Origin of the sequence: Shewanella sp. CG12_big_fil_rev_8_21_14_0_65_47_15 (assembly GCF_002783505.1) — a bacterium.
GTDB lineage: Bacteria > Pseudomonadota > Gammaproteobacteria > Enterobacterales > Shewanellaceae > Shewanella.
The window spans coordinates 126,887-152,566 of the sequence record NZ_PFGL01000044.1 but is presented as its reverse complement, the minus strand read 5'-3'; the positions used below and the strand labels follow the sequence as shown (position 1 = coordinate 152,566).

General features: G+C 46.7%; 23 protein-coding genes. 12 read left to right on the top strand and 11 right to left on the bottom strand.

Going from position 1 to position 25,680, the window contains the following annotated elements; all coding sequences use genetic code 11:
* Positions 1 to 341 precede the first annotated feature (341 nt).
* Positions 342 to 1,775 carry a glyceraldehyde-3-phosphate dehydrogenase gene (locus tag COW15_RS12125; RefSeq protein ID WP_293632805.1) on the bottom strand — a complete coding sequence of 478 codons (1,434 nt, stop codon included), beginning with the start codon at positions 1,773 to 1,775 and terminating at the stop codon, positions 342 to 344.
* A 203-nt stretch (positions 1,776 to 1,978) separates the two neighbouring features.
* Here COW15_RS12125 and COW15_RS12120 point away from each other — a divergent pair, with 203 nt between their 5' ends.
* Both COW15_RS12120 and gap read left to right on the top strand, forming a co-directional pair.
* Positions 1,979 to 2,878: a DUF2989 domain-containing protein gene (locus tag COW15_RS12120; RefSeq protein ID WP_293632804.1), complete on the top strand. Its 900-nt coding sequence runs from the start codon at positions 1,979 to 1,981 to the stop codon at positions 2,876 to 2,878.
* A 201-nt stretch (positions 2,879 to 3,079) separates the two neighbouring features.
* On the top strand, positions 3,080 to 4,090 hold the full coding sequence (gene gap, locus COW15_RS12115; protein WP_253988077.1) for a type I glyceraldehyde-3-phosphate dehydrogenase: 1,011 nt from the start codon (positions 3,080 to 3,082) through the stop codon (positions 4,088 to 4,090).
* A gap of 156 nt (positions 4,091 to 4,246) precedes the next feature.
* Here the strand turns inward: gap and nadA are convergent, their stop codons facing one another.
* From nadA to astE, 5 genes are all read right to left on the bottom strand, one after another.
* A complete protein-coding gene (nadA, locus tag COW15_RS12110; RefSeq protein ID WP_293632803.1) occupies positions 4,247 to 5,329 on the bottom strand; it encodes a quinolinate synthase NadA in 1,083 nt (360 codons plus the stop codon).
* A gap of 134 nt (positions 5,330 to 5,463) precedes the next feature.
* Positions 5,464 to 7,029: a dihydrolipoyllysine-residue acetyltransferase gene (locus COW15_RS12105; protein ID WP_293632802.1), complete on the bottom strand. Its 1,566-nt coding sequence runs from the start codon at positions 7,027 to 7,029 to the stop codon at positions 5,464 to 5,466.
* 9 nt (positions 7,030 to 7,038) lie between these two features.
* Positions 7,039 to 8,016 carry an alpha-ketoacid dehydrogenase subunit beta gene (locus COW15_RS12100; RefSeq protein ID WP_293632801.1) on the bottom strand — a complete coding sequence of 326 codons (978 nt, stop codon included), beginning with the start codon at positions 8,014 to 8,016 and terminating at the stop codon, positions 7,039 to 7,041.
* Positions 8,017 to 8,019: 3 nt separating this feature from the next.
* Positions 8,020 to 9,198 carry a thiamine pyrophosphate-dependent dehydrogenase E1 component subunit alpha gene (locus COW15_RS12095; protein WP_293632800.1) on the bottom strand — a complete coding sequence of 393 codons (1,179 nt, stop codon included), beginning with the start codon at positions 9,196 to 9,198 and terminating at the stop codon, positions 8,020 to 8,022.
* A 162-nt stretch (positions 9,199 to 9,360) separates the two neighbouring features.
* A complete protein-coding gene (gene astE / locus COW15_RS12090; RefSeq protein WP_293632799.1) occupies positions 9,361 to 10,395 on the bottom strand; it encodes a succinylglutamate desuccinylase in 1,035 nt (344 codons plus the stop codon).
* A gap of 328 nt (positions 10,396 to 10,723) precedes the next feature.
* Here astE and msrA point away from each other — a divergent pair, with 328 nt between their 5' ends.
* On the top strand, positions 10,724 to 11,203 hold the full coding sequence (gene msrA, locus COW15_RS12085) for a peptide-methionine (S)-S-oxide reductase MsrA (RefSeq protein ID WP_293632798.1): 480 nt from the start codon (positions 10,724 to 10,726) through the stop codon (positions 11,201 to 11,203).
* 85 nt (positions 11,204 to 11,288) lie between these two features.
* Here the strand turns inward: msrA and pgm are convergent, their stop codons facing one another.
* Positions 11,289 to 12,941, bottom strand: a complete 1,653-nt coding sequence (gene pgm, locus COW15_RS12080) for a phosphoglucomutase (alpha-D-glucose-1,6-bisphosphate-dependent) (RefSeq protein ID WP_293632797.1) — start codon at positions 12,939 to 12,941, stop codon at positions 11,289 to 11,291.
* Positions 12,942 to 13,010: 69 nt separating this feature from the next.
* On the bottom strand, positions 13,011 to 13,559 hold the full coding sequence (gene seqA / locus COW15_RS12075; protein ID WP_293632796.1) for a replication initiation negative regulator SeqA: 549 nt from the start codon (positions 13,557 to 13,559) through the stop codon (positions 13,011 to 13,013).
* A gap of 298 nt (positions 13,560 to 13,857) precedes the next feature.
* On the opposite strand from seqA, the gene COW15_RS12070 reads away from it, so the two are divergent.
* The 6 genes from COW15_RS12070 to efp all read left to right on the top strand — a co-directional run bounded on the left by COW15_RS12070 (position 13,858) and on the right by efp (position 17,706).
* Positions 13,858 to 14,634 carry an alpha/beta fold hydrolase gene (locus COW15_RS12070; RefSeq protein ID WP_293632795.1) on the top strand — a complete coding sequence of 259 codons (777 nt, stop codon included), beginning with the start codon at positions 13,858 to 13,860 and terminating at the stop codon, positions 14,632 to 14,634.
* A gap of 101 nt (positions 14,635 to 14,735) precedes the next feature.
* Positions 14,736 to 14,957, top strand: a complete 222-nt coding sequence (locus tag COW15_RS12065) for a DUF2788 domain-containing protein (RefSeq protein WP_007648263.1) — start codon at positions 14,736 to 14,738, stop codon at positions 14,955 to 14,957.
* Positions 14,958 to 14,968: 11 nt separating this feature from the next.
* Positions 14,969 to 15,241 carry a LexA regulated protein gene (gene ybfE, locus COW15_RS12060; RefSeq protein WP_293632794.1) on the top strand — a complete coding sequence of 91 codons (273 nt, stop codon included), beginning with the start codon at positions 14,969 to 14,971 and terminating at the stop codon, positions 15,239 to 15,241.
* A 55-nt stretch (positions 15,242 to 15,296) separates the two neighbouring features.
* The gene (fldA, locus tag COW15_RS12055) at positions 15,297 to 15,824 is read left to right on the top strand and encodes a flavodoxin FldA (RefSeq protein WP_011789429.1); all 528 of its coding nucleotides are present in this window, start codon (positions 15,297 to 15,299) and stop codon (positions 15,822 to 15,824) included.
* A 97-nt stretch (positions 15,825 to 15,921) separates the two neighbouring features.
* Positions 15,922 to 17,100: an elongation factor P maturation arginine rhamnosyltransferase EarP gene (gene earP, locus COW15_RS12050; RefSeq protein WP_293632793.1), complete on the top strand. Its 1,179-nt coding sequence runs from the start codon at positions 15,922 to 15,924 to the stop codon at positions 17,098 to 17,100.
* A gap of 45 nt (positions 17,101 to 17,145) precedes the next feature.
* Positions 17,146 to 17,706, top strand: coding sequence for an elongation factor P (gene efp / locus COW15_RS12045; protein ID WP_007648268.1), 561 nt, complete (start codon positions 17,146 to 17,148; stop codon positions 17,704 to 17,706).
* Between the two features lie 107 nt (positions 17,707 to 17,813).
* Here efp and COW15_RS12040 read toward each other — a convergent pair whose 3' ends face one another.
* Together COW15_RS12040 and COW15_RS12035 are read right to left on the bottom strand one after the other, a co-directional pair.
* Positions 17,814 to 19,148, bottom strand: coding sequence for a glutamine synthetase family protein (locus tag COW15_RS12040; RefSeq protein ID WP_293632792.1), 1,335 nt, complete (start codon positions 19,146 to 19,148; stop codon positions 17,814 to 17,816).
* Positions 19,149 to 19,437: 289 nt separating this feature from the next.
* Positions 19,438 to 20,820, bottom strand: coding sequence for a Na+/H+ antiporter NhaC family protein (locus tag COW15_RS12035; protein WP_293632791.1), 1,383 nt, complete (start codon positions 20,818 to 20,820; stop codon positions 19,438 to 19,440).
* 685 nt (positions 20,821 to 21,505) lie between these two features.
* Here COW15_RS12035 and COW15_RS12030 point away from each other — a divergent pair.
* From COW15_RS12030 to COW15_RS12020, 3 genes are all read left to right on the top strand, one after another.
* Entirely contained in the window at positions 21,506 to 22,720 is a 1,215-nt protein-coding gene (locus tag COW15_RS12030; RefSeq protein ID WP_293632790.1) for a pyridoxal phosphate-dependent aminotransferase, read from the top strand.
* 209 nt (positions 22,721 to 22,929) lie between these two features.
* Positions 22,930 to 23,517 carry a 5'-deoxynucleotidase gene (gene yfbR / locus COW15_RS12025; protein ID WP_293632789.1) on the top strand — a complete coding sequence of 196 codons (588 nt, stop codon included), beginning with the start codon at positions 22,930 to 22,932 and terminating at the stop codon, positions 23,515 to 23,517.
* Positions 23,518 to 23,542: 25 nt separating this feature from the next.
* Positions 23,543 to 24,892 (top strand): anti-phage deoxyguanosine triphosphatase, encoded by a 1,350-nt coding sequence (locus COW15_RS12020; RefSeq protein WP_293632788.1) that lies wholly within the window; start codon positions 23,543 to 23,545, stop codon positions 24,890 to 24,892.
* A gap of 134 nt (positions 24,893 to 25,026) precedes the next feature.
* On the opposite strand, the gene COW15_RS12015 is transcribed toward COW15_RS12020, so the two are convergent.
* Positions 25,027 to 25,668, bottom strand: coding sequence for a bifunctional 4-hydroxy-2-oxoglutarate aldolase/2-dehydro-3-deoxy-phosphogluconate aldolase (locus COW15_RS12015; protein WP_293632787.1), 642 nt, complete (start codon positions 25,666 to 25,668; stop codon positions 25,027 to 25,029).
* Between the last annotated feature and the right edge of the window lie 12 nt (positions 25,669 to 25,680).

Here is a 25,680-nt window from a genome sequence, read left to right as displayed (position 1 = left end):
AAAGAAATAATTTAGCCGCTTTCCCTGACTGCGGATTGGCATTCTACCGATTTAGATCCCAGAGTCAATCAACAATTTTTAAAAAATGATCTCAGCCGCATCGTTTGCCCAATAAACCACCATCACGCTACAACATTGCTGTTTCATTCATCAATTTAGTTTTTTGTCGATGATTAGGCTAAGCAGATAAACGGTAGAACCCTATGGATGATTTAGCCGACATTAGCCAAAACGAGGAAATAGTGAAAAACAAAAGCGCCCTATTGGGCGCTTTATGTAAAAATTTTGCGGAGTTCTTAATGACTCGAACAAAACTTATGCAGGTGACTTACGCAAACAACTTACGCAGGCAGCGATAGCGTCGTTAAGCCTAACATGGTTTGCATCACGCCAACCACTTGGCAACTGTAGCCAAACTCGTTGTCATACCATACGTACAGAATTGCACGTTTACCTTCAGCAATTGTCGCTTGCGAGTCAACTACGCCCGCGTAGCGAGAACCCACTAAATCGCTCGATACAATTTCAGTTGAATCGGTGTAATCGATTTGATTTTGTAGCGGTGATTGTAGTGCGATATCTTTAAGGTACTCGTTCAGTTCATCTTTATTGGTTTCAGCATTCAGATTCATGCTGATAATGGCCATAGAGACGTTGGGTGTTGGTACACGAATCGCATTACCAGTTAACTTGCCTGCTAACACAGGTAACGCTTTAGCAACGGCTTTCGCTGCACCCGTTTCAGTGATCACCATGTTCAATGGTGCACTGCGGCCACGACGATCGGCACTGTGGTAGTTATCAATCAAGTTTTGATCGTTGGTGTAAGAGTGAATGGTTTCAACATGACCATTCTCGATACCATACTTATCATTCACGGCTTTCAGTACTGGCGTAATAGCGTTGGTGGTGCAACTTGCCGCAGAAACGATAATGTCTTCAGGCGTGATATCACCTTCGTTCACACCGTAAACGATGTTCTTGATTGCGCCTTTGGCTGGAGCTGTCAGCAATACTTTGCTAGCACCAGGGCTCTTAAGGTGCAAACCAAGACCCGCTTCATCCTTCCAAATACCTGTATTATCAACCACTAAAGCATCGTTAATACCATATTTAGTGTAATCCACTTCATCGGGTGAATTAGCATAAATCACTTGGATATAAGTACCGTTGGCTATGATGGCGTTGTTTTCTTCGTCAACTTCTACCGAGCCATTGAATGGACCATGGACTGAGTCACGGCGTAATAAACTGGCGCGTTTTTCTAAATCGCCTTTCTTACCACCACGTAAGACGATAGCGCGTAATCTTAACTTATTGCTGCGGCCCGTGCGCTCAATCAGTAAACGCGCTAACAAACGACCGATACGGCCAAAACCATAAAGAACCACATCGCGCGGTGCAATATCATCGGCATGATCTATGGCATCAACTAAGGCCTTTGCCATATAACTTTCGATTTCGCTGGCATCGGCATGGTCGCGCCAATAATTGACGGCAAGCTTACCTATATCCACTTTGCATTGTTTAACGGCGAGTTTGCTTAATGCTTGAACGAAGGGGAAACTCTCGCGTAAACGTAATTTTTCGCCCACATGGCGACGAACTAAACGATGCGCTTTAATGATTTCAATAGTAGAAGCATTGAGTAACGGCTTACCATAAACCACGACTTCAACGCCCTGGTTACGGTATAACTTGCCAAGCAAAGGCTGCATAGCCTCTGCCATTTCAAAACGTTCTTGCCAACTTTGTAGGTGTTTATCAGCGCTCATTTACAGATCCTTTATCTCACTTTTCAATAAAATGTACTGAAAGGTTTGAGTAACATGACGAAAAGACCAATAATCTTATACAGGTTTCAGGGAAACCCTTGTTTTGGTCGGCGCCATTGTAATGAAAAGCGTGCTTTCTTGCCAGTAAGATATTTTCCGTAAATCTGTAATTTTATTATAAAAAATATCGTTTGGAGAGTATTTTGAGACAAAATCTAGTAATAATTACATCATTTATGCTCGGGATAAGCTTTTTCAGTCTTTTAGGTTGTGATAATGGTCGAAATATCACAACGATTTGTAAAAATAATCCTGAAATTTGTGCCGATCTGCATAAAGATGGCTGGTGTATGACAGAGAAAACGAGGCTCATTCAAAACCGCTTCGATTTAAAAGACAATCTCAATCCCACGGGAAAGCAGCTTTATCTGCAACTCACCTATCTTGAGGACTATAGTCGCTGTATCGAATTGGCCTCAGGGGTACAACATATCATCCACACCAATCGCACCGCCGACAGAGCAAGGGCATTTAGGCTCAGTACCCAGAATTTAAGCTTGCTACAAGAGCAAACCCGTGAGCGACAAGACCCCTTTATGTCCTATTATCAATGGACGCGCTTTGGCGATACCGCAGCGTTAAATCGACTGTTAGCACATGAAGACGCGGGCGAAGTGACTGACCCTTTCCTACTCGCCCAAGTCGCAACTTACTACAGCAATCGGCATGCCACTAAAGCGCAACAACTCTACCTTAAGGTGTTTGCAGAGATCCAATACGATAATTTCGACGTCAACTGGTTGCTTGGGCTCGCTTCAACCTATCGTCAAACCCAGGAACTCGAAAAAACCTATATGCTGACCAAGGCAAATTTACTACTTACGCAGCAGAAGTATTCTGAGGATAAGATGCTAGCCTTGATCAATGGCAATAAAACGCTGGCGACTGAACTTGATTTAAAGGCTCAAGCCCTTATCGATGCGCTTAAAGATGGCACTTTTTCAAAGAACCCAGTAAGACAATGGCTTGATCCCCACGCAGTTGCCCAAGCGCCGACAACGAGCGAGGCATTACCTACTGCGCCTGACGAGAAAACAGACTAAACAACCTATGGCAAAATGTTTGCCATCTTGTAATTTTTTACTCAATTTACGCGTGAAAAATGATGGTTTCGCGACCAATGTAAAAAAAATACCTAATTTGTTAATCAGAACCGCGGTAAAATGCCGATTTAACTTGACGATAGCTGTCAGTTTGGTAATTTTACTACCAGTTGAATTTTATAATCACCAGAGGGATATGAGATGACTATCCGTGTAGCAATAAATGGCTATGGCCGTATCGGTAGAAACGTATTACGCGCCTTATATGAAAGCGAAAAAGCGTATCCAATTAAGATTGTCGCTATTAATGATTTAGGTGACGCTTCCATCAACGCCCACCTGACAAAATACGATTCTGTTCACGGTCGTTTCAATGCGAAAGTGGACCATGATGCCGAAGCCATTTATGTCAATGGTGATAAGATCCTGACCTTCCAAGAACGTGATCCTGCAAAATTGCCATGGGGCGAGCTGCAAGTTGATGTGGTGTTCGAATGTACAGGTATCTTCACCTCTAAAGAAACAGTGCAACCGCATTTAACCGCGGGCGCGAAGAAAGTGATTATCTCTGCTCCAGGTAAAAATGTTGATGCAACCGTAGTTTACGGCGTGAACAACAACGTGCTGACGTCAGATATGACTGTGATTTCAAATGCGTCATGTACCACTAACTGTTTAGCGCCTTTTGCTAAGCCGTTAAATGACGAGATTGGTATTGAATCAGGCCTGATGACCACCATTCACGCTTATACCAACGATCAACGTTTATCAGACGTGTACCACACAGATTTACGCCGTGCCCGTGCTGCGGCGCTATCGATGATCCCAACTAAAACGGGCGCAGCAGCGGCCGTAGGTTTGGTTGTACCTGAATTACAAGGTAAATTCGACGGTTTAGCGGTACGTGTACCAACGGTTAACGTGTCTTTAGTGGATTTATCATTCATCGCTGCCCGTGATACTACGGTTGAAGAAGTGAATGCCATTATCGAACGTGCTGCCAGCGTTGCGCCACTCAGCGAAGTATTAGCGGTAAATAAAGAGCCATTGGTGTCTATCGACTTTAACCACAATGCGTTCTCTTCAAACTTTGATGCTACTCAAACCCGTGTGAACGGCCGTTTAGTGAAAGTGATGTCTTGGTATGATAACGAGTGGGGATTCAGTAACCGTATGTTAGATAACGCGGTTGCCCTGATGAACGCCAAATAAGTCAGCGTAAAGCAATCTAGTCTCTAGATACCGCGTTACTCAATTAAGCCTCGCATTTGCGGGGCTTTTTATTGCATTCGGTAAAACGGCAGTTATAAAAAATCCCCACTCTAGAGCGGGGATTTTTAAACAGCTAAGGAACGGACTTAGCGATACTTAGGCATTCCCCTTCACTTTCATATTCAGTGTTTTTGCGAAATCCAGCATACGCGTCAGCGGAATAAGCGCTTTTACTCTTAAGTCCTCATCCACAAAGATCTCATGGATAGTTTTATCATTATCGCTAAGTGATGCTTCAATTGCCTGCAAACCGTTCATCGCCATCCAAGGACAGTGGGCGCAGCTCTTACAGGTTGCACCGTTACCGCCCGTTGGCGCTTCGATTAAGGTTTTACCCGGCGCCGCCTGCTGCATTTTATAGAAAATACCGCGATCGGTTGCCACGATAAAACGCTCATTCGGCATAGTCTGCGCGGCTTTGATCAGCTGACTGGTAGACCCCACAGCATCGGCCATCGCCACTACACTGGCGGGTGATTCAGGGTGCACTAAAATAGCGGCGTCTGGGTAAACGCTCTTTAAGTCTCGTAATGCATTAGCCTTAAACTCGTCGTGAACGATACAATCGCCCTGCCACATCAACATGTCGGCGCCCGTCTGTTTGGCAATATAACTGCCTAGGTGACGGTCTGGCCCCCAAATGATCTTTTTCCCTTCGCTGTCTAAATGCTCAACGATTTCAAGGGCAATGCTTGAGGTTACCACCCAATCGGCGCGGGCTTTAACCGCAGCCGAAGTGTTAGCGTAAACCACCACAGTATGATCGGGATGTGCATCGCAAAAAGCACTGAACTTATCGATTGGACAGCCTAAGTCTAATGAGCAAGTGGCTTCTAAGGTCGGCATTAAAATGGTTTTTTCTGGGCTTAAAATCTTCGCAGTTTCGCCCATAAACTTGACCCCAGCAACGATTAAGGTTTTTGCGGGATGATCGCGGCCAAAGCGTGCCATTTCTAAGGAATCTGAAACGCAGCCGCCGGTTTCTTCGGCAAGGGCTTGAATTTCAGGATCGGTATAATAGTGGGCAACCAGCACGGCATCTTTTTCAATGAGCAGCTGTTTAATACGGGCCTTATACTCGGCCTTTTGCGCATCGGACAGAGGCACAGGCTTAGGCGGAAACGGGTAATCAATGGTTTCTATGGTTGGAGCAAATGGGCTTTGGGCTAACTGACTCATAACACATCCATCAGGATAACAACGTTCGGGAATTATACGTAATCGGGATCAAAAGATTAACCCATATTTGTGCAAAGCAAAGTAAAAGGACGCCCTAAAGCGTCCTTTTACTGTCAAATCCACGTGCTAAAGGCTTAGCGCATCGCTAATAGCATCTCTTGTGGCTGCTCAAGATACTGTTTCCACAGATTACAGAAGCGAGCAATGGTACCGCCATCGATCACTCTGTGGTCGCCAGACCAGCTCACTTGCATAATTTGGCGGGCTTCGACTTCCCCTTTCGCATTAAAGCGCGGCAGGGTTTGCAACTTACCTAAGGCCACAATCGCCACTTCAGGTTTGTTGATAATAGGCGTCGCCACTGTGCCACCTAAGGCGCCAATGTTAGAGATGGATATCGTGCCGTCTTTCAGATCCGCTGGCGCCACGCGGCCACTGCGGGCAGCTTGGGTCAGACGGGTGATTTCTGCCGCCACTTCTAAGATGCTTTTATCCTGCACATCTTTGATGTTGGGCACTAATAAACCCACTTTAGAATCCACCGCCATGCCGATATTGTGACGCGCCTTATAGGTCAGCTCAGTGCAATCGGCATTCACTTGGCTATTCATCACCGGGAATTGAGTTAATGCCAGCGACATGGCCTTCATAAAGAAAGGCATCATGGTCAGCTTCACTTCATCGGACGAATGCTTAACCTTCATGCTTTCACGCAGAGCCACTAAGTCTGTTAAATCAAACTCTTCGCAATAGGTAAAGTGTGGAATGCTCGATACCGATTCCATCATCATGCGTGCCATCACGGCTTTTACGCCGCGAATAGGCTCTACAATATCCGCCTTCTGAGGTGCCGCTAAACGCGATTCCACTTGGGTATGGGAAGTTGCTTGGCATTGAACCGTGGCAGAAATTGGGTTATCGGCGCCCCGTGTTTGGTAACGAGTGATATCTTCTTTATAGACTCGGCCATGCTTGCCACTGCCAGGTACTTGGCTTAAATCGATATCTAATGCCCGCGCCATACGGCGAACCGCAGGGCTCGCTAAGGCTTTACCTTGACGGGCGGGTTCGGCACTCACAACCTGCGGGGCTGGTGCCGCATGCGCCCCAGCCACAGTATTTGCAGTTGTGCCAACAGATGCCGCCTGCTCAACTTCAATGGCATATAAAGGCGCATGCACTTTGGCGAGCTGCCCCTTACGATAATGCAGCTTGGCAATTTTCCCCGCTTTAATGGCTGGAATTTGCACTAGGGCTTTATCTGTCATCACATCGGCAATGGGTTGATCCTCAACCACGGTATCGCCTTCCTGCACTAACCATTCAACCAGCTCACATTCCACAATGCCTTCACCAATATCGGGCAGTAGGAATTCTTCGATACTAGATGAACTCGCCGGGGTCTGAACCGTCGCAGCAGGCGTTGGTGCCGCCTCAAGTGGTGCTGGAGTGGCTTCAGCGCCTTCGATTTTCACGGCATAGAGCGGCGCATGCACCTTAGCAATTTCACCCTTTGCATAATACAACTTAGTCACCACGCCGGCGAAGGGCGCTGGAATTTGCACTAGTGCTTTGTCCGTCATCACGTCGGCTATGGGTTGGTCTTCAACGACTGTGTCGCCTTCTTTAACCAACCACTCCACGAGTTCACATTCAATAACGCCTTCACCAATGTCCGGCAAAATAAAATCTTTAATCATACCGGACTCCTAGAAGGTCACTGATGCTTTGATGGCTTCAAAGGTCTTAAGCGCATCGGGCATATATTCTTTTTCATGGACGAGTGGATACGGTGTATCTAAACCACACACTCGGCTAATGGGCGATTCAAGATATAAGAAACACTCCTGTTGAATCGTTGCCGCAATTTCCCCCGCAAAGCCACCCGTTAGCGGCGCTTCGTGGTTGATAAGCAATCGCCCGGTCTTTTTAACGGAATCGGCGATAGTGTCTACATCCCAAGGCGCTAAGGTGCGAAGATCGATAACCTCACAGGAAATCCCCTCTTTAGCCGCCATATCCGCCGCTTTTTCAAGGATTTCCATCTGCGCGCCCCACGCCACTAGGGTAATGTCTTTACCTTCACGAACGACTTCGGCCTTGCCCAGTTCGATTTCATAGTCCCCCGCAGGCACTTCACCCACGGATGCACGGTACAAACGCTTAGGTTCAAAAAATACCACAGGGTTTTTATCGCGGATCGAGGCTAATAACAAACCTTTGGCCTGCTCGGGATTACGTGGCACCACCACTTTTAATCCCGGTGTCTGGGTAAAATAGGCTTCGGGCGATTGTGAATGATAATGGCCGCCCGCGATACCACCGCCATAGGGCGTACGGAACACTAAACTGCCCACATTGAACTCATTACCACTGCGGTAACGGAACTTGGCAGCTTCGTTGACGATTTGATCAAACGCCGGGAAGATATAATCGGCGAATTGAATTTCAGCAACGGCGGTCATGCCATTGGAGGCTAAACCGTTAGCAAAACCCGCAATACCTTGCTCTGTCAGCGGGGTGTTAAAACAGCGGGAGCGGCCAAATTTTTCTTGAAGCCCTGAAGTGGCGCGAAATACTCCGCCAAAATGGCCCACGTCTTCGCCAAACACTACCATGCGCTCATCGGCTTGCATGGCGATAGATAAGGCCTCGTTAACGGCCTGTAACATATTCATTTCAGCCACGGCTTATAGCCTCCCTGCGCTTTTGGGATAGGATTGCGGATATTTTTTGATGTGTTCTTTAAGTTCGCTGAGCTGTTTTTTCAGTGCAGGCGTTGGTTTGTCGTACACATCTTCAATAATTTCATCCAACATAGGCACAGGTATTTTTTCTGCCACTTTTACCGCAGCTAATACTTCCTCGCGGTATTGCTCATGCAATTTCACATCATCCGCTTCGGCTAGCCAACCTTTATTGATAAGCCATAGCTTGAAGCGTTTCACCGGATCGTGTTGTTGCCACTTCGCTTCTTCATCTTTCGAACGATAGCCAGAGGGGTCGTCTGATGATGAATGAGCACCAAGGCGGTAAGTCATAGCTTCAATTAGTACTGGCGCATTATGCTCAATCGCATAGGCACGAGCCTGCTGGGTCGCGGCCAAAACGGCAAGCATATCGTTGCCATCGACACGAATGGTATGCATGCCATAACCCACACCGCGACTGGCGATACCATTGCCAGCAAACTGCTCTTCGGTTGGGGTTGAAATGGCATAACCGTTGTTACGGCAGAAGAAAATCACAGGGCATTTTAATACCGCCGCCATGTTTAAACCCGCATGGAAGTCCCCTTCCGATGCAGCGCCTTCGCCAAAATAACATACAGCGACATTACGCTTGCCCTGCATCTTCAAGCTGTAACCGACACCTGTCGCCTGTGGGATTTGCGTGGCTAAGGGTGAAGAAATGGTTTGATAGTGCAATGCAGCAGAGCCGTAATGGATAGGCATTTGACGACCTTTTCCAAGGTCTTTCTCATTGCTGAACATTTGGTTCATAAACTGTTCAGTGGTAAAGCCGCGGTAACGCAGCGCCGCATGTTCGCGATATTGCGCGAGGATAACATCCTCTTGATCGAGTGCTGCAACACTACCAACAATCGCCGCCTCTTCACCCGTACAAGTCATGTAGAAGCTGATCCGCCCTTGACGTTGGGCACCTAACATACGTTCATCGAGCACCCGAGTGAACACACAGGTATCGTAAATTTTGGTGGCTAAGGCTTCATCTATTACAGGCAAAACCGCGGTTTCATAGGTAGTGCCATCGGCCTGTAGAATTCTCAGGATAGGAATGTGAAGCGATGCCTTATCCAAGAAGCCGACACGGTGCACTGTATCAGTGTTGAGTGTTGCTTTGCTCATATTGTGCTCTTGTTATCTCGTTACGCCGCAAAAGAGTTGCGGCGCCTAATTTATACGAATATGCCGGACGAACATTACGTTAACGTAAACTACCTATCAACCGTTGGCACAGTCCGAACCGCAAGTTATCCCCGGATTGCATGTATATATTGCTTTACAATCTTAGCGAACATTCGGATTGACTGCAGGGATCAGGCAAATCACGGTTCTATTGCCAATCGGCACCTTAGCATTGGGAAATACTATGGCTTCAAATTCTTGTTCGACTTTGATTTCTTGTCCACCTTCCCGCGCAAGCACAAAGCCCCGAGGGAATGATCTGAAATTTTCGACATCGGTGGCGAAGGTAAATTCAAAATCATCAACATGTTTGTTAATCACCCGACAAACTTGATATAAGTTAACCTTATCGGCATCAAATACATCCAACTCCAATGGCTTAGCCGTGATCAAGCGCATAAACATCTCTTGGGCGGCAATAAAACGCGTCATATCGTTTTGTCCCATGGGATAGACCTTGCCAAGCTCAATGGTAAAAGCATCGGCGCCATACTGCTCCGAGGAGAAATAGCTAAAAGTCGTGGTGGGTTCATGGTGAAACAGTACAGTATCGACACCACTTGCGGCTAAAAACATAATTTGCTCGCCGCTAAAGGCGCGCCCTGGGCGATAGGGATAAATGGCAAACTTTTCATGCTTTGAGGCGCGCATCGCCGTGTGTAAGTCGTAGTGAATGCGATGGCGGCCCTCTGCCGCTGCGGTATAAAAGCGGTCAACATAGGTTTCAAGCTTTTTTGCCCGCACTCGCTCAGGATTGGCTAAGCCCGGTGGATTGGAATGCTCGCCACTAAAGAGACGATTCATATTCTCGTCGATAATTCGGGTACCATTGTTGATGGCTAAAGGGTTACCGATAAGGAAAAGCGTGCGTTGTTTAGCGATGATTTTTTGCTGGAGAAGCTGTTTGATTAAGGTATTACAGAGTTCAATCGGGGCGGTTTCATTACCATGGACACCGCAGGAGAGGATAATATCTTTACCTTCGCTTTGGGCAGGCTCAAAAACAATTACCCCCGTATCCCATACTTCCACTCGGGTATGTTCCCCAAGTGTAAAGCTGAATTCATCGACGAGGCGTTCGGGATTGGCGAGGGTCAAGGCTAAAAAATCCTTTGAATCTAACAGAGCTTGTAACACAGAATTCTCCTTATAATGGTGTGCTAAAGGTCAGTATTCAGTTCAATAAAACTCAGTATCAAGTGCAATAAAACCGTGCATGACGGTAATCGGCTGTACTTACCTTTAAAAGCGCATCAATACTAACACAAGTTTTTAGGGCGTATCTCGGTCATTCTGGTCATACAACTGAATTTTGAAGTAAAAAACTCAGCTAACCCGATTGATAAAAAAGCTCGGCGGATCGGTGGCAGCGTTCAGTATGGGATAAATTTTCATTCCGATACTTGCTTTTAGGCAGGAGATTCATCACAATTCTTAGCCATCTAGACTTCTATTGGATTTGATTATGGCGTTAGCAACCTTTGGTGCCGGCTGTTTCTGGGGCGTAGAGTATTTTTTTAGGCAAGTGAACGGCGTATTGAATGCCACCTGCGGCTATATGGGCGGCAATAACGCCGCTATCACCTATGAAGAAGTGAAAAAAGGCAACACGGGCCATGCCGAAGTGGTACAAGTGGAATTTGATCCCGCCCTTGTCAGTTATGAAGACTTACTCGAGGTATTTTGGAAAAACCACAACCCCACGAGCTTGAACATGCAGGGCGGCGATATTGGCACTCAATATCGCAGCACCATTTTCTTCCATGATCGCGAGCAAAAAGCCGCGGCTGAAGCATCGAAACTCGCCTTTGCCCGCTCTGGCCGTTGGGGACAGCGCCATATAGTGACTGAGATAGTGCCACTACAGCAATTCCATGTGGCGGAGGAATATCACCAAAATTATATTGATAAGAACAACTTACCAAGTTGTCATATCGAGTATTAATACGCGTTGGCCTTAAATCGGGCCAAATAAAAAACGCACTCACGGGTTAACATGAGTGCGTTTTTTTTTATCTCTCAAAGCTCACTTAAGCGTTTAGTGCCTTATCGATTAATGCCTGCGCATCCTTAATGATCTCAGCTAAATGCTGCTCGCTAATAAAGCTTTCACCGTAGATCTTAAATAAGGCTTCGGTGCCCGATGGGCGCGCGGCGAACCAACCGTTGGCCGTGGTCACTTTAATGCCACCAATCGATGCATTATTGCCCGGCGCATGGGTCAATACCGCTTCAATCTTCTCACCCGCAAGTTCAGTTGCATTTAAGGTATCGGCATTGAGTTTGGCAAATTTGGCTTTGTTCTCAAGGCTAATCGGACTGTCGATGCGCTTATAGAAACTTTGGCCAAATTGGGCAACTAATTCCTGATGGCGTTGCCCTGGGGTTTTACCCGTGACCGCGAGCATTTCTGCGGCCAAGAGTACTAAAATAAAACCGTCCTTATCGGTGCACCAAGTACTGCCATCACGGCGTAGGAATGCCGCTCCCGCACTCTCTTCACCGCCAAAGGCGATGGTGGCTTCGGCTAAACCATCGACAAACCACTTAAAGCCCACAGGCACTTCGAGCAGTTTTTTACCGTGGAAGGCACAAATTTTATCGATAAGCGCGCTCGATACTAAGGTTTTACCTATGGCTAAGCTATCGCTCCACTCGGGCCTATGGGTCAGCAGGTAATCGATGGCGACGGCAAGATAATGATTCGGATCCATTAAGCCCGTACCTGGGCAGACGATGCCGTGTCTGTCGTAGTCTGGGTCATTACCGACACATAAATCGAAGCTATCTTTGTGGGCGAGCAAACCGGCCATCGCATAGGGAGACGAGCAATCCATACGGATCTTGCCGTCCTTATCCAGTGGCATAAAGCTAAAACTTGGGTCGACTCTATCATTCACTAAGGTGATATCAATACCATAGTGCTTAGCAATCGGCGCCCAATAATGGATGCCCGAGCCGCCTAATGGATCGACTCCCAACTTAAGCTTAGCTTTAGCGATGGCTTGCATATCAATCACATTCTCTAAATCGGCCACATAGGGGCTGATTAAATCGATAGCATGCACATAGCCCGAAGTCAGTGCATCGGCATAGGCGAGTTTATTCACGCCCTTAAGCTGGCCGCGTAGATAATCATTTGCCCGCGACTCAATCCACGCGGTGATATTGCCTTCGGCTGGACCGCCATGGGGAGGATTATATTTAATCCCACCGTCCTGGGGAGGATTATGGGACGGAGTAATGATCAGGCCATCACTCTGAGCGGTGCCATTGATATTGGCCTCACGATTAGCGCAAATGACCGCGTGGGAAACGACGGGGGTCGGCGTAAAACCATCGTTTTGTTGGATGCGCACTGTCACTTTATTTGCGGCCAAGACTTCAATTGCAGAGACATAGGCGGCATAGGATAAGGCATGGGTATCGATACCAAGGAATAGCGGCCCATCGATATTCACCGATTGGCGATAGTCCACCACAGCTTGGGTAATGGCCAAGATATGATCTTGGTTAAAGCTTCCCAGAAAAGCACTGCCACGGTGGCCCGAAGTGCCAAAGGTCACCCGTTGGCTGGCATCATCCACATTGGGTTTGATGCTGTAATAATGGCTCATCAGTTTTGGAATATTCACCAGATCCGTCTGATTTGCGGTTTGTCCTGCCCGTTGATGTATTGCCACCTGATCCTCTCCTACTGGAAAATCGGTTAAATAGTGTGAAACGCCCTATAGTTACGGCGTTGATAAATCTTATACGCGTTCGGCGATAGTGCTGGCGACTTGTGCATCGCAGCCAAACTGCACTAACACTTCCGATAAAATAGCGCGTTTTTTCGCGGTATTATTGTTTGTGGTCACCCAAAAGCCGCTGCTGCCGATTTCCTTCGGATTCGCCGAAGGGCTCGCCTGCAGTAATTCTTCACGTGAACGGGCAAAATAGAGGCGATCGCGGCCTTGGATCTGCAGGATCTGTGAAAATGACACTTGGCTTTGCTGATATAAACTCTCGAGTAAAAATAAGAAACGCCCAACGGCACCTTTTTGCAATGACAATCTGTGTTCATCCACTAAGGTGGTAAAATCCATCACAGAGGGTGTTATCTCTTTTACTTCAACGTGCGGAGCTAGGGGCTCAACTTCCAAACTAGGCTGACTGATAGCCTTTGGCTCGGCTTGCTCAACCGCATTGACGGACAGGCCGAGTAATCGACGAAGAATGTCAGAGGCGCTCTCACCAATGCGTTCTGTTTTGCTGGCAATATGACGATAGAGCTCTTCATCCACTTCGATATATTTCATAACCTTATTATCCTTTGTTATTCGATAGGCATAACCGAAAAAAATGTACCGCGGGCGATCCTAGCAAAAAAGATCGTTGCGATCGCCCTCCAGTGTATCTATCTCTATCAATCTGATAAAGCATCATTAATCTAAAAATGCGTGAAATCGCACATCAAATTATCACAACGCAGGCAATCGCTGAAAAAGCAGCCAAGTTCAGGGTTATCCTAGGGCAAAAACCGTGGGACTCTTGTCAAACTAAACGCATTAGGGGCACAATTCGCAAAACTTTTTGCACCACAGCACAGGTAACTCCATGAATTTTGTAACCTCAGGTCAAGGAGAAGCGGTCCTCCTTATCCATGGGCTATTCGGCAATTTAGATAACCTTAAGAGCTTAGGCCAAGTACTCGAAACCAATCATCAGGTGATCCGAGTTGATGTCCCCAATCATGGTTTGAGTGAACATTGGGCACACATGGATTACCCAAGCTTAGCTAAGGCCATGATTAATTTGTTGGATGAATGCCAAATCGAGCGCGCCCATATTGTCGGCCATTCCATGGGGGGCAAAATTGCCATGGCCACCGCCCTAGCCTATCCCGAACGCATTATCAGCATGGTGGCGGCCGATATTGCGCCTGTGGCCTATGAGCCAAGGCACGACATAGTGTTTGCGGCCCTGGAAAGTCTGCCATTAGAAGGCCATACCGATCGCCGTTTTGCCTTGGCCCATTTAACCCATAATGGCATTGATGAAGCGACAGCCCAATTTCTACTCAAAAATTTGCAACGGACTGAGACTGGCTTTCGCTGGAAAATGAACTTAAGCGGGTTAAAAGCGTGTTACCCCCATATTATTGGTTGGCATAATCAGGGGGGAGAACATCGCCAAGTTTACCAGGGGCCCAGTCTCTTTATCCGCGGAGGAGACTCTAACTATGTCACTGGTGAATATAGAAATGCCATCATGACGCAATTCCCATCGGCACAGGCGAAAACCCTCGAAGGTTGCGGCCATTGGTTACATGCACAAAAACCCGCCATATTTAACCGAATTGTGTCTGAATTTATTGACAAACAGGCAATGTAAATGACACAGAACCACGACCTAAATCATATAGCAGCCGCCATCTTGATGTGATATATTCGCGCCTCTTTTAGCCTTAGAAGACTCTAGAGGACTAAGAAAGTATGTTATCTCAGTACATGGAACAAATTGAAACCATTGGCCTGAACCTGTTTTTTGCAGCGATATTTTTCTTTATCGGCATGGCCATCCATGATGTGCTCAAACAGGGTAATGTGCCTAAATTTGGTCGATTTATTGTTTGGTTAGTGTTATTTCTCGGCTGCGCCGGGTTTATTGCAAAAGGTATTATCCAGATGTCCTGGGAAGGCTCAGGGATCGGTTAAACAACAAGAACATGGCAAAAGAAGCAACAGACAGAACCACCATTGACCTTTTTGCCAATGAAAAGCGCCGGGGCCGCCCACGTAGCAATCCTTTGTCCCGTAGTCAGCAGCTCAAGGTCAATAAGCGCAACCAGATCCAGCGGGATAAAGCCAACGGATTAAAGCGAATAGAGTTAAAGGTGTCACAAGATTTGTACGACGCCTTGAATGAGCAGGCATTGGCCAGTAACATCAGCCGTAGCCAGTTAATCGAATTCATTCTTCAGCAACAAATTGAATGCTGAACAATCGATAAAGCAAGATTAACATATAAGTGAACTAGATATTAAAGGATAGACAATGGCAACTGTAGGTCTTTTTTTCGGTAGCGACACAGGCAACACCGAAGCTGTCGCCAAGATGATCCAGAAAAAACTGGGTAAAAAAATGGTTGAGGTGAAAGATATCGCCAAGAGTACCAAAGAACAGATCGCAGAATATGACCTGCTGCTGTTCGGGATCCCAACCTGGTATTATGGCGAAGCCCAATGCGATTGGGACGATTTTTTCCCAGAGCTTGAGCAAATTGATTTCACCGACAAACTTGTCGCCATTTTTGGTTGTGGTGACCAAGAAGACTACGCCGAGTATTTCCTGGATGCCATGGGCATGGTAGGCGATATTGTTCAGGCTCGCGGCGGCATTATCATCGGCCATTGGCCAACAGCGGGATACAACTTCGAAGCTTCCAAGGGCCAAGTCGATGACGACCATTTTATCGGTTTAGGTATCGATGAAGATCGTCAACCAGAGCTAACCGAAGAACGTGTCGATGCTTGGGTTAAGCAAATTTACGAAGAAATGTGCTTAGCTGAACTAGAAGATTAATTCGGCTAGCCATTCGATGAAAGCGGCCTTGACGCCGCTTTTTTTATGCATAGCCATAGAGAATTGACTCGTTCCACCACTGAATAACGACATACTCATGATCAACACACCCCGCTCCAATCATTGGGATATTTTTTGCACCGTCGTCGATAACTACGGCGATATTGGCGTCACTTGGCGTTTAGCCAAACAAATGGCCAGTGAGCATCAGATCCCAGTCAATTTGTGGGTAGACGATCTGATGAGCTTCTCGCATATATTACCAGCACTCGATCCGCTAAAAGCCGCTCAAACCTTTAATGGTGTGAATATTATTCATTGGACTAAGCCTCTTCCCATCGCGTTTGTCGCTGGTTCTGTGCTCATCGAGGCCTTTGCCTGTGAATTACCCGAACAGGTAAAAAGCCAGCTAGTGCATTTACATCAAGTAGACCCAAAATCCGTACCTATCTGGCTGAATTTAGAGTATTTAAGCGCCGAAGATTGGGTAGAAGGCTGCCATGGTTTGCCTTCATTACAGGCCAGTGGCTTGAAGAAATATTTCTACTTTCCAGGCTTTGGCACCAAAACGGGTGGACTCATCTGCGAGCAACATTTGTTTGCAGAGCGCGATGCATGGCAAGCCAATCCTACCCATAAATTGCAGCTTTTTACTAAGCTAGGTCTTAAGGGGATTCAGGCGCAGGACAAAGTCATTAGCATCTTTAGCTATGAGACCGAGGCGCTAGCCGCCTTATGCGCGTTATGGCAGCAATCGAGCGAAAAAATCCATGCGTTGATCCCCAAGGGGCGCAGCTTAAATAGCCTGACGCATCTACTCCCCTGTGATATTGCCGCCCTAGTACCGGGCCAACAGATAGTCCATGGCAATTTGATTCTGCACATTTTGCCTATGACAGATCAACAGGGGTTTGATCGCCTACTCTGGAGCTGTGATTTTAATATCGTGCGCGGTGAAGACTCTTTTTTACGCGCCCAATGGGCCGCAAAACCCTTCATTTGGCACATTTATCCCCAAGAAGATGATTATCACCTCGTAAAATTAGAAGCTTTTCTCAAACTTTACTGCGATAATCTGCCACCTAAAATTGCGTGTTATTGGTCTGAATTGAATCTTGCGTTCAACCAAGCACAGCAATCTGCCGTGAGCCTTCACTGGCAAAACCTTAATCCTGTTAATTTGCCCTTGTTGCACCATGCTAAACAATGGCCAATTAATGCATTAAATGCTGCAGATCTCGCTACTCGACTAGTCCAGTTCGTTAAAAACGGCTAAGATACTGCGCGAAAACAGAAAAATCTAAATATAGGAAATAGTGTAATGAAAACTGCTCATGAAATCCGTCCTGGTAACGTGATCATGTTAGATGGCAGCCCATGGGTTGTACAGAAAACTGAAACAACCCGTTCTGGCCGTAACGCTGCTATCGTTAAGTTAAAGTTGAAAAACTTACTGCTTAACTCTGGTACAGAAACGACTTTCAAAGGTGAAGATAAGTTAGAAGACATCATCCTAGATCGTCTTGACTGTACTTATTCTTACTTTGCTGATCCTATGTTTGTATTCATGGATGCAGAGTACAACCAATACGACGTAGAAGCTGAAAACTTAGGTGATGCAGCGGCTTATATCGTTGACGGTATGGAAGAAACTTGCCAAGTGACTTTCTACGATGGCAAAGCTATCTCCGTTGAAATGCCAACCACTATCGTACGTGAAGTGACTTACACTGAGCCTTCAGCCCGTGGTGATACTTCAGGTAAAGTGATGAAGCCAGCCACTATCACTGGCGGCGGCACAATCAGCGTTGCTGACTTCGTAAAAGTTGGCGACAAGATTGAAATCGACACTCGTACTGGTGAATTCAAGAAGCGCGTATAATCGCCCTTCCTGTTTCCAGACGAAGAAAAGCCAGTGCTTGCACTGGCTTTTTTGTTGCTGTTTTTTAACTAAGCATTTTGTGACGTATCGCGTTAATCAAGTAAACACTAGCATTGCGGCCCTAAGAAACGTCGCTCCCATGCGCCTATCTCACTCAAATAACTTTGAAACTCAATTTCCTTCACCGATACAAAGCCAGTGACAAAATCATCCCCGAGTAAGCGTCGTGCCGAGCCACTTTGGCGCATTTGCGTTAACGCAGCTAAAAATGTCTGCGCTAGGTCATGGCTGCTCTCATAGGCGCTACCGGTTTCTGGCGCGCTGGGTGCGAGTCTTTCTTCCATTCCCGCAAGACCCGCAGCCAAAGATGCGGCAATCATCAGATATGGATTAGCGTCGGCGCCCGCAATGCGATTCTCTATCCGTCTCGCCACCGGCGCACTTAAGGGCACTCGTAAACCTGTGGTGCGATTATCGACGCCCCAGCTTAAATTAATCGGCGCTTGGCTGCCGGAAATATAACGCCTAAAGGAATTAATATTCGGTGCGAATAACAACATTAAATCAGGCAGATACTTCTGTAATCCGCCGATGTAGTGCTGAAAACGTTCGCTGTCACTACCATCAGCATGGCTGAAAATATTGTTACCTTTATCATCGACGACACTTTGATGTAAATGCATAGAACTGCCGGGTTGACCCGCTATGGGTTTCGCCATAAAAATCGCATTCAAGCCATGCTTAATCGCGATTTCTTTCGCCGCATATTTAAACATAAAGGCTTGATCTGCAAGAGCCAACGGATCGCCATGCACTAAATTAATTTCATACTGCGAGAGCCCCATCTCATGGATCCAAGTATCTCCCTTGATCCCAATCGCATCAATGGCGGCATTAAACTCATCCCAAAATGGCGCGAGTTCATTGAGCATATTCATGCTAAACGCAGATTGGCCGTTTTCAGCTCGGCCACTTTTTGAAACTGGCGCCTGATATGGCACACTGGGATCGGTATTGGCCTCAGTCAGATAAAACTCAATCTCGGGGGCAACTACGGGCGTGAGTCCGAGGGTTTGGTAACGGGCCAGCACATTTTTTAAAATGGAGCGCGGCGCAAATGGACATAAAGTGCCATCGAGCAACACGCAGTCATGGATAGCAAATGCCCGCGGCACTGTGCTCCAGGGGACCATTTTTAGGGTGCTGTAGTCGGGGACTAATAGGAGATCAGGATCGGCATCGGGAAAGATGGGATCGTAGGAATACTCCCCGGTAATGGCCTGCATCGAAATCGCTTGGGCAATGCGAAGCTCAGCCCCCTTAGCAAAGCTTCGGGCGGGCATCAGTTTCCCCCTCGGATAGCCAGAGATATCAGGGAATAAACATTCGACATCACGTATGGTACCGTGCTGGAAAAACGCAGTAAGAAGGGTTGAGTCCATTTGATCCATTAGCCACTAATGTTGAAAATAACACCATGAAGGAGCGAAAGTATAATCAGGCTTGCAGTTAAAAAGCTATATAGTGAAGATAAAAAACGTAAAATATAAATGACAAAATCGTAAAATATAATTTGACAATAACAGCATCCAGTCTGCAATGCCTATAATCGCCTTTATCCTAGTTCAAGCCTAGCTACTCACCTTTTACCCATTTTAAGCGTTGAACCAAATTACGGCAGACATAAAAAAACCAGCCGCAGCTGGTTTCTGATTCTAAACCTGAAAGTATTTACGCAATCACAATAAAGCCGATAAACGCCAGTACAGCGGCGATCAGCGCATAGGGCAACTGAGTCACCGCATGGCTCACTAAATTACAACCTGAGCCCTGTGCCGCCAATACGGTTGAGTCAGAGTAGAAGCATGCTTGGCTACCAAAGGATGATGCCGATAATAATGCCCCTATCACTAACGGGATATCCGCCCCAACCGATTGCGCTAATGGCATCACGATTGGAATAGTCACCGCAAAAATCCCCCAGCTCGACCCCGTCGCAAATGCGAGGATCGCCATGGATAAAAACACGACTGCAGGTAGCAACTTAGGCGTCATAAAGGGGCTTAAGGATTCAATCACGTACTGCGGCAGCAATAACTGATCGCACACGTCTTTAAAGACGAACGCCGCAATCACAGTTCCAATGGCGGGTAGCATGCTCTTAAAGCCATCGATCATTTGATCCATCATCTCGGATAATGGCATCAAACGCTGCACCGCATAGTAAGGCAATGTGATCACTAGAGTCGCTAATAGTCCCTTCCACACATCAATATCGAAATACACGGTAAAGGCAACAAGCAGCAGGATTGGCACGAGGAAGTTATGCAATTTGCCCTGATTGTCGGCATGCTTAAATTCTTCTTCAATCGCTTTCACCGCATATTCATCGGAGGTCTGCACTTGGTCAAAATCCACCTGTGCCTGTGCGGGTTCGCCTTGAGCGGCACGCAGCTGCGCCGTTTTCATTGGGCCAATGGCAGGTACTATGCCTAACACCACCAGTAACACCATCATCACCGCAAGCCAAGCGTATAGCATGTAAGGGATGGCCTGCATATAGACGCTAATGCCCTGGCCTTCCGCAGCCACACCGTTATCGACCAACAAGCCACCAAAGAATACCGCCCAGGTCGATAGAGGCACTAACACACACACAGGGGCCGCCGTCGAATCGACAACATAGGCGAGCATTTCACGGGACACCTTAAACTTATCCGTGACACGCTTCATGGTTTCACCCACGGTCAGCGCATTGAGATAATCATCGATAAAAATCACAATGCCGAGGATAAAGGTCATAAACAGGGAGGATCTGGGCCCGTTAGCAAATTTTAATGCATTACGGCCAAACGCCAGCGCGCCACCAGTACGCACTAACAGCGCGATTAAGGCACCAAAACAGCCACAGACTAAAATCAACCAACCAATGGTTTCATCGGCCATGACTTTTAAGGAGACACTGGCGAAATTATTTAACACTTGAACAGGATCGAGTAACAGAAAACCGATTACCGCACCGATAATAAGGGACAGAATGGGACGGCGTAACCAAATAGCTAGCACCAACACCACCAAAGGTGGAATAAGACTTAACGCTGTCGGTTCAGACATGCACTTAGGTCCTCTAAATAAGTCGCCTAAAAGGCAAAAGTTTTTAGAACAGCGTCTGAAATCACCTCGATACAGAACGCCAACACAGCTGTTTCATGATGACCCTGCTGATAAAACCCGCTAAAAGCTTGCTATCTGAGGTGCCTTGCCAAAAACATCGCGCAGAAAATAAAGCGCATCGAATATTGAGTCAACTATAAATTTATTCTAAGTAAAAATAATTTTACCCTTCCATCCAAATTAAAGAATAACATTATGATATAAAAGAATTTTAATTAGAATAAACCAAAAAGTTACTTGGGAGGAGATGCTTAATAAGCATTCAGTTAATTTGCCTAATTATCAATATTGGCTTAAACATAGCATTATCCCTATTTATTAAAAAAGTGTTAAATAAAATCAGTAAGTAAGACCCATCTGCTCAACAACTTTACTCAAGCACTATTTCAGTGCTTCAATCCACCCTGTGACAGCAATTGCAACAGTCATTTAAACCAAGTATCGAATAATATTTAGAATTTAAAACTTGTATGCATTTCATTAATTGACGGTTAAAGCATATTTAACTAACCCATTTTATGAAAAAAAAGTGACTATCTGTGCTTTAGGCCTCTTCCTTAACCGATAAAATTTCGTTATGGTGCGCTAACTTAAGCCTAAATTAACTGCATGTTTCGAGGTGTAAATGCGCCCTATCATCAAATCCAATAAGCTGGATACTGTTTGCTATGACATCCGCGGCCCAGTACATAAGGAAGCCAGACGTTTAGAGGACGAGGGGCACCGGATCCTCAAACTGAATATTGGTAATCCGGCGCCCTTCGGTTTCGAAGCGCCGGAAGAAATTGTCCGTGATGTGATCCTCAATTTGCCCAGTGCTCAAGGGTACTGTGAGTCGAAAGGATTATTCTCTGCCCGTAAGGCCATAGTGCAGCATTATCAAGCCCAAGGGATTTTTGGGGTGGATATTGAAGATATCTATATTGGTAATGGTGTGTCCGAGCTTATCGTGATGGCCATGCAAGGTTTACTCAATACCGATGATGAGATCTTAATCCCCTCACCCGATTATCCCCTGTGGACGGCGGCGGCCAACCTTGCGGGCGGCAAAGCCGTGCACTATCGCTGTGATGAAGATGCGGATTGGTTTCCCGATCTTGACGACATTAAAAGCAAAATTTCATCACGTACTCGCGGCATAGTGCTGATCAACCCGAACAATCCAACGGGAGCGGTATACAGCAGAGAATTACTGCTGCAAGTGGTCGAACTTTGCCGCGAGCACAGCCTAATCCTATTTGCCGATGAAATTTACGACAAAATTTTATATGACGAGGCTAAGCATATTCCGGCGGCCAGCCTTTCCGACGATATTTTAACCGTGACCTTTAATGGGTTATCGAAAGCCTACCGCGCGGCAGGCTTTCGTGTCGGTTGGATGATGTTATCTGGCAATCTTAAGGCTGCTAAAAGTTACATCGAAGGCTTAGAAATGCTGTCCTCTATGCGTCTTTGTGCCAATGTGCCAAACCAGCATGCGATCCAAACGGCCCTAGGAGGTTATCAGAGCATTAATGAACTGATCCTGCCAAGTGGACGGCTGACGGTTCAAAGGGATGCCTGTTATGAGTTGCTCAACCAAATTCCAGGCGTGAGCGTGAAAAAACCTAAGGGTGCACTCTATGCTTTCCCTAAATTGGATATGAAGAAATTTAATTTGCGGGATGATGAGCGTTTAGTGCTCGATCTCTTGAGGGAAAAGAAAATCTTGCTCGTTCAAGGTACCGCCTTTAACTGGCCTGAGCCCGATCATTTGCGGGTCGTATTCTTACCCTATAAGGAAGATCTCACTAAAGCACTGACCGAGTTTGGGGTTTTCCTTGAAACCTATCGACAATAGTCAGGGATAAGCTAACTGTTGGTCTGTAAAGCGATCCTCGAGATCGCTTTATTTTTACATTTTCATAAAATCCCTAGGATTTTCGCTCACTTGTCACTCGCGGCTGTGATAGTCTAAGTCAATATTAACGTTAAATCTGCCCTAATAGATTTAAGCTATTTCCGTTGCAGATCATTGCGTTACCCAGTTAGTTCGATAGAAGGATCACTATGAGCCACCTATTTGCCCATTTAGCTCGGATGAAACTCATTCAACGCTGGCCCTTGATGTACAATGTGCGTCCTGAGAATGTACAAGAACATTCATTGCAGGTTGCCATGGTGGCCCATGCGCTCGTCATCATCAGCAATAAAAAGTTCGGCACTAGGCTCGATCCCCATCAGGCCACGAGTCTGGCCATTTTCCATGATGCCAGTGAAATACTCACGGGGGATTTACCGACACCGGTGAAATACTTCAATAGAGAAATCGAAGCCGAGTATAAAAAAATCGAGGCCATTGCCGAGCAGCGCATGCTGGATATGGTGCCCGATGAGTTTAAAGAGGATTATCGTAGCCTGTTTATCAGTGATTACGCCGATCCCGTTTACAAGACCATAGTGAAATCCGCCGATACCTTATGTGCTTACCTTAAATGCCTAGAGGAAAATCGCGCCGGTAATACTGAGTTTAATACCGCCCGTAAACGCCTAGAGGCCATGCTCGCTGCCAATGCCGATCCCGCGGTGAAATACTTTATGGATTGTTTTGTCCCGAGTTTTACCCTGAATTTGGACGAAATAAACAAGATGCTTTGATGTTCTACAGCCGTTAGGAATACCTATGACTTCAAATGTTTGGCAAGAGCGTCGCCATGGTGAAGATAAACAACGACGCAACGATCACCGCAGTCCTTACCAAAGAGACAGGGCGCGTATCCTCCACTCCGCCGCCTTTCGTCGCCTGCAGGCGAAAACTCAAGTGCTCGGCGTTGGCATGAATGACTTCTATCGCACGCGGTTAACCCATTCACTCGAAGTTTCGCAAATTGGCACGGGGATCGCCGCCCAGTTAATCCGTAAATATCCAGAGCATAAGCGCTTATTAGATTCCATGAGCCTGCTGGAATCCTTATGCCTTGCCCACGATATTGGCCACCCACCCTTCGGCCACGGTGGTGAAGTAGCGTTGAATTACATGATGCGCGACCATGGCGGCTTCGAGGGCAATGGCCAAACCTTTCGCATTTTATCTAAGCTTGAGCCCTACACCTTAGATTTTGGAATGAATCTTTGCCGTCGCACTATGCTGGGGATTTTGAAGTACCCCGCGCCGCACTCACAGCTATTTATCCCATGTGAGCATACGGAGATCACCAGCCACAGACAGCTTAAACCCTCACAATGGCCACCCGTTAAGGGCATATTTGACGACGATAATGACATTTTTGCCTGGGTGCTTGAACCCTTATCGGAGTCGGATAGAGCGCGTTTTACTTCGGCCCAGCAAAGCTCTCACCCGGCTCTGCACCACTATCCTCACCTGAGAACCCAGTTTAAATCCTTCGACTGCTCAATTATGGAATTGGCGGACGATATCGCCTATGCGGTGCATGATCTTGAAGATGCCATCGTTATGGGCATAGTCACATCATCCCAATGGCAACAGGATGTCGCCCCCGCACTCACCCACAGTAATGATGCTTGGATTAGGCAGGAGTTAGCCGATATTGGTAATAAACTGTTCTCCCATGAGCATCATCAGCGCAAAGATGCCATAGGCACACTGGTCAATGGTTTTGTTACGGCCATTATCATTACCGAAGATCTGGACTTTGAAGAACCTTTGCTACGCTTTAATGCCAACCTTGAACCCGAATTTGCCATTGCACTCAATGTGCTTAAGCAATTGGTGTATAAATATGTAATTCGTAAGCCAGAAATGCAAATGCTCGAATATAAGGGCCAACAGATTGTGATGGGATTATTTGAAGCTTTTGCTTCCGATCCCGAACGTTTATTGCCGTTGAACACCCAAGAGCGCTGGCGCGAGAGCGAACAGCAGGGCCTGAATAGTCACAGAGTGTTGGCCGACTATATTTCGGGGATGACGGATGAATTTGCAGGGCGACTATATCAGCAGCTATTTAGCCCTAAAGCGGGCTCGAATATTGAATTGAGTAAGGAAATGTAGGCTAGGATATTGCTGCCTTACTTTTTATCAAAGCTAGACTTTCTCTAGAATTAGCTTCTTTACCAAAATGGAAAGATGAAAGGCAAAAAACCACCTTGCGGTGGTTTTTTATTTTATCGCAACATTAAACTCGTTTATAAAGCGCCGATGGCATCCTTACAAAGCTGAGTGATACGATCCCAATCACCCTGCTCCATTGCATCCGTTGGCGCAATCCAGCTACCACCAATACAATCGACATTTTTCAGGGCTAGATAATCTTTATAGCTGCTTGGGGTAATGCCACCCGTTGGGCAGAAGCGAATATCTGCTAGCGGGCCCGAGAAGGCTTTCAGTGCATCCACTCCGCCCGAGGCTTCGGCCGGGAAAAATTTAAAGTGAGTGTAACCGAGCGCCATCCCCGCCATCACCTCAGAAATACTGGCAACGCCAGGGATCAAGGGGACGGGCCCCTGCATACCCGCTTTCAACAGTTCAACCGTAGCACCCGGTGTGATAATAAACTGTGCACCAGCGGCAATCGCTTGATCGAGTTGGGCCTCGTTTAAAATGGTTCCCGCGCCGACTAGGGCTTCTGGCACTTCCTTCGCAATTTTAGTGATGGCTTCAAGGGCGCATGGGGTGCGTAAAGTGACTTCTAACACACTGATCCCACCGGCAACCAGTGCTTTAGCGAGGGGCACCGCATGCTCTATTTTGTTAATCACCATCACAGGAACAATAGGGCTGCGTTTAAAAATATCTTGCGGTTGTAATGACCAGTTATTCTCAAGCATTGCGTTATTCTT

What these genes read in the sequence shown, in the direction of transcription:
- COW15_RS12105 (WP_293632802.1), bottom strand. Translation starts at nt 7,029, where the DNA reads ATGATTAAAGATTTTATTTTGCCGGACATTGGTGAAGGCGTTATTGAA.
- COW15_RS12125 (WP_293632805.1), bottom strand. Translation starts at nt 1,775, where the DNA reads ATGAGCGCTGATAAACACCTACAAAGTTGGCAAGAACGTTTTGAAATG.
- seqA (WP_293632796.1), bottom strand. Translation starts at nt 13,559, where the DNA reads ATGAAATATATCGAAGTGGATGAAGAGCTCTATCGTCATATTGCCAGC.
- COW15_RS12020 (WP_293632788.1), top strand. Translation starts at nt 23,543, where the DNA reads ATGACTTCAAATGTTTGGCAAGAGCGTCGCCATGGTGAAGATAAACAA.
- ybfE (WP_293632794.1), top strand. Translation starts at nt 14,969, where the DNA reads ATGGCAAAAGAAGCAACAGACAGAACCACCATTGACCTTTTTGCCAAT.
- COW15_RS12015 (WP_293632787.1), bottom strand. Translation starts at nt 25,668, where the DNA reads ATGCTTGAGAATAACTGGTCATTACAACCGCAAGATATTTTTAAACGC.
- nadA (WP_293632803.1), bottom strand. Translation starts at nt 5,329, where the DNA reads ATGAGTCAGTTAGCCCAAAGCCCATTTGCTCCAACCATAGAAACCATT.
- fldA (WP_011789429.1), top strand. Translation starts at nt 15,297, where the DNA reads ATGGCAACTGTAGGTCTTTTTTTCGGTAGCGACACAGGCAACACCGAA.
- earP (WP_293632793.1), top strand. Translation starts at nt 15,922, where the DNA reads ATGATCAACACACCCCGCTCCAATCATTGGGATATTTTTTGCACCGTC.
- yfbR (WP_293632789.1), top strand. Translation starts at nt 22,930, where the DNA reads ATGAGCCACCTATTTGCCCATTTAGCTCGGATGAAACTCATTCAACGC.
- COW15_RS12040 (WP_293632792.1), bottom strand. Translation starts at nt 19,148, where the DNA reads ATGGACTCAACCCTTCTTACTGCGTTTTTCCAGCACGGTACCATACGT.
- COW15_RS12035 (WP_293632791.1), bottom strand. Translation starts at nt 20,820, where the DNA reads ATGTCTGAACCGACAGCGTTAAGTCTTATTCCACCTTTGGTGGTGTTG.
- gap (WP_253988077.1), top strand. Translation starts at nt 3,080, where the DNA reads ATGACTATCCGTGTAGCAATAAATGGCTATGGCCGTATCGGTAGAAAC.
- efp (WP_007648268.1), top strand. Translation starts at nt 17,146, where the DNA reads ATGAAAACTGCTCATGAAATCCGTCCTGGTAACGTGATCATGTTAGAT.
- COW15_RS12070 (WP_293632795.1), top strand. Translation starts at nt 13,858, where the DNA reads ATGAATTTTGTAACCTCAGGTCAAGGAGAAGCGGTCCTCCTTATCCAT.
- msrA (WP_293632798.1), top strand. Translation starts at nt 10,724, where the DNA reads ATGGCGTTAGCAACCTTTGGTGCCGGCTGTTTCTGGGGCGTAGAGTAT.
- COW15_RS12065 (WP_007648263.1), top strand. Translation starts at nt 14,736, where the DNA reads ATGTTATCTCAGTACATGGAACAAATTGAAACCATTGGCCTGAACCTG.
- COW15_RS12030 (WP_293632790.1), top strand. Translation starts at nt 21,506, where the DNA reads ATGCGCCCTATCATCAAATCCAATAAGCTGGATACTGTTTGCTATGAC.
- COW15_RS12095 (WP_293632800.1), bottom strand. Translation starts at nt 9,198, where the DNA reads ATGAGCAAAGCAACACTCAACACTGATACAGTGCACCGTGTCGGCTTC.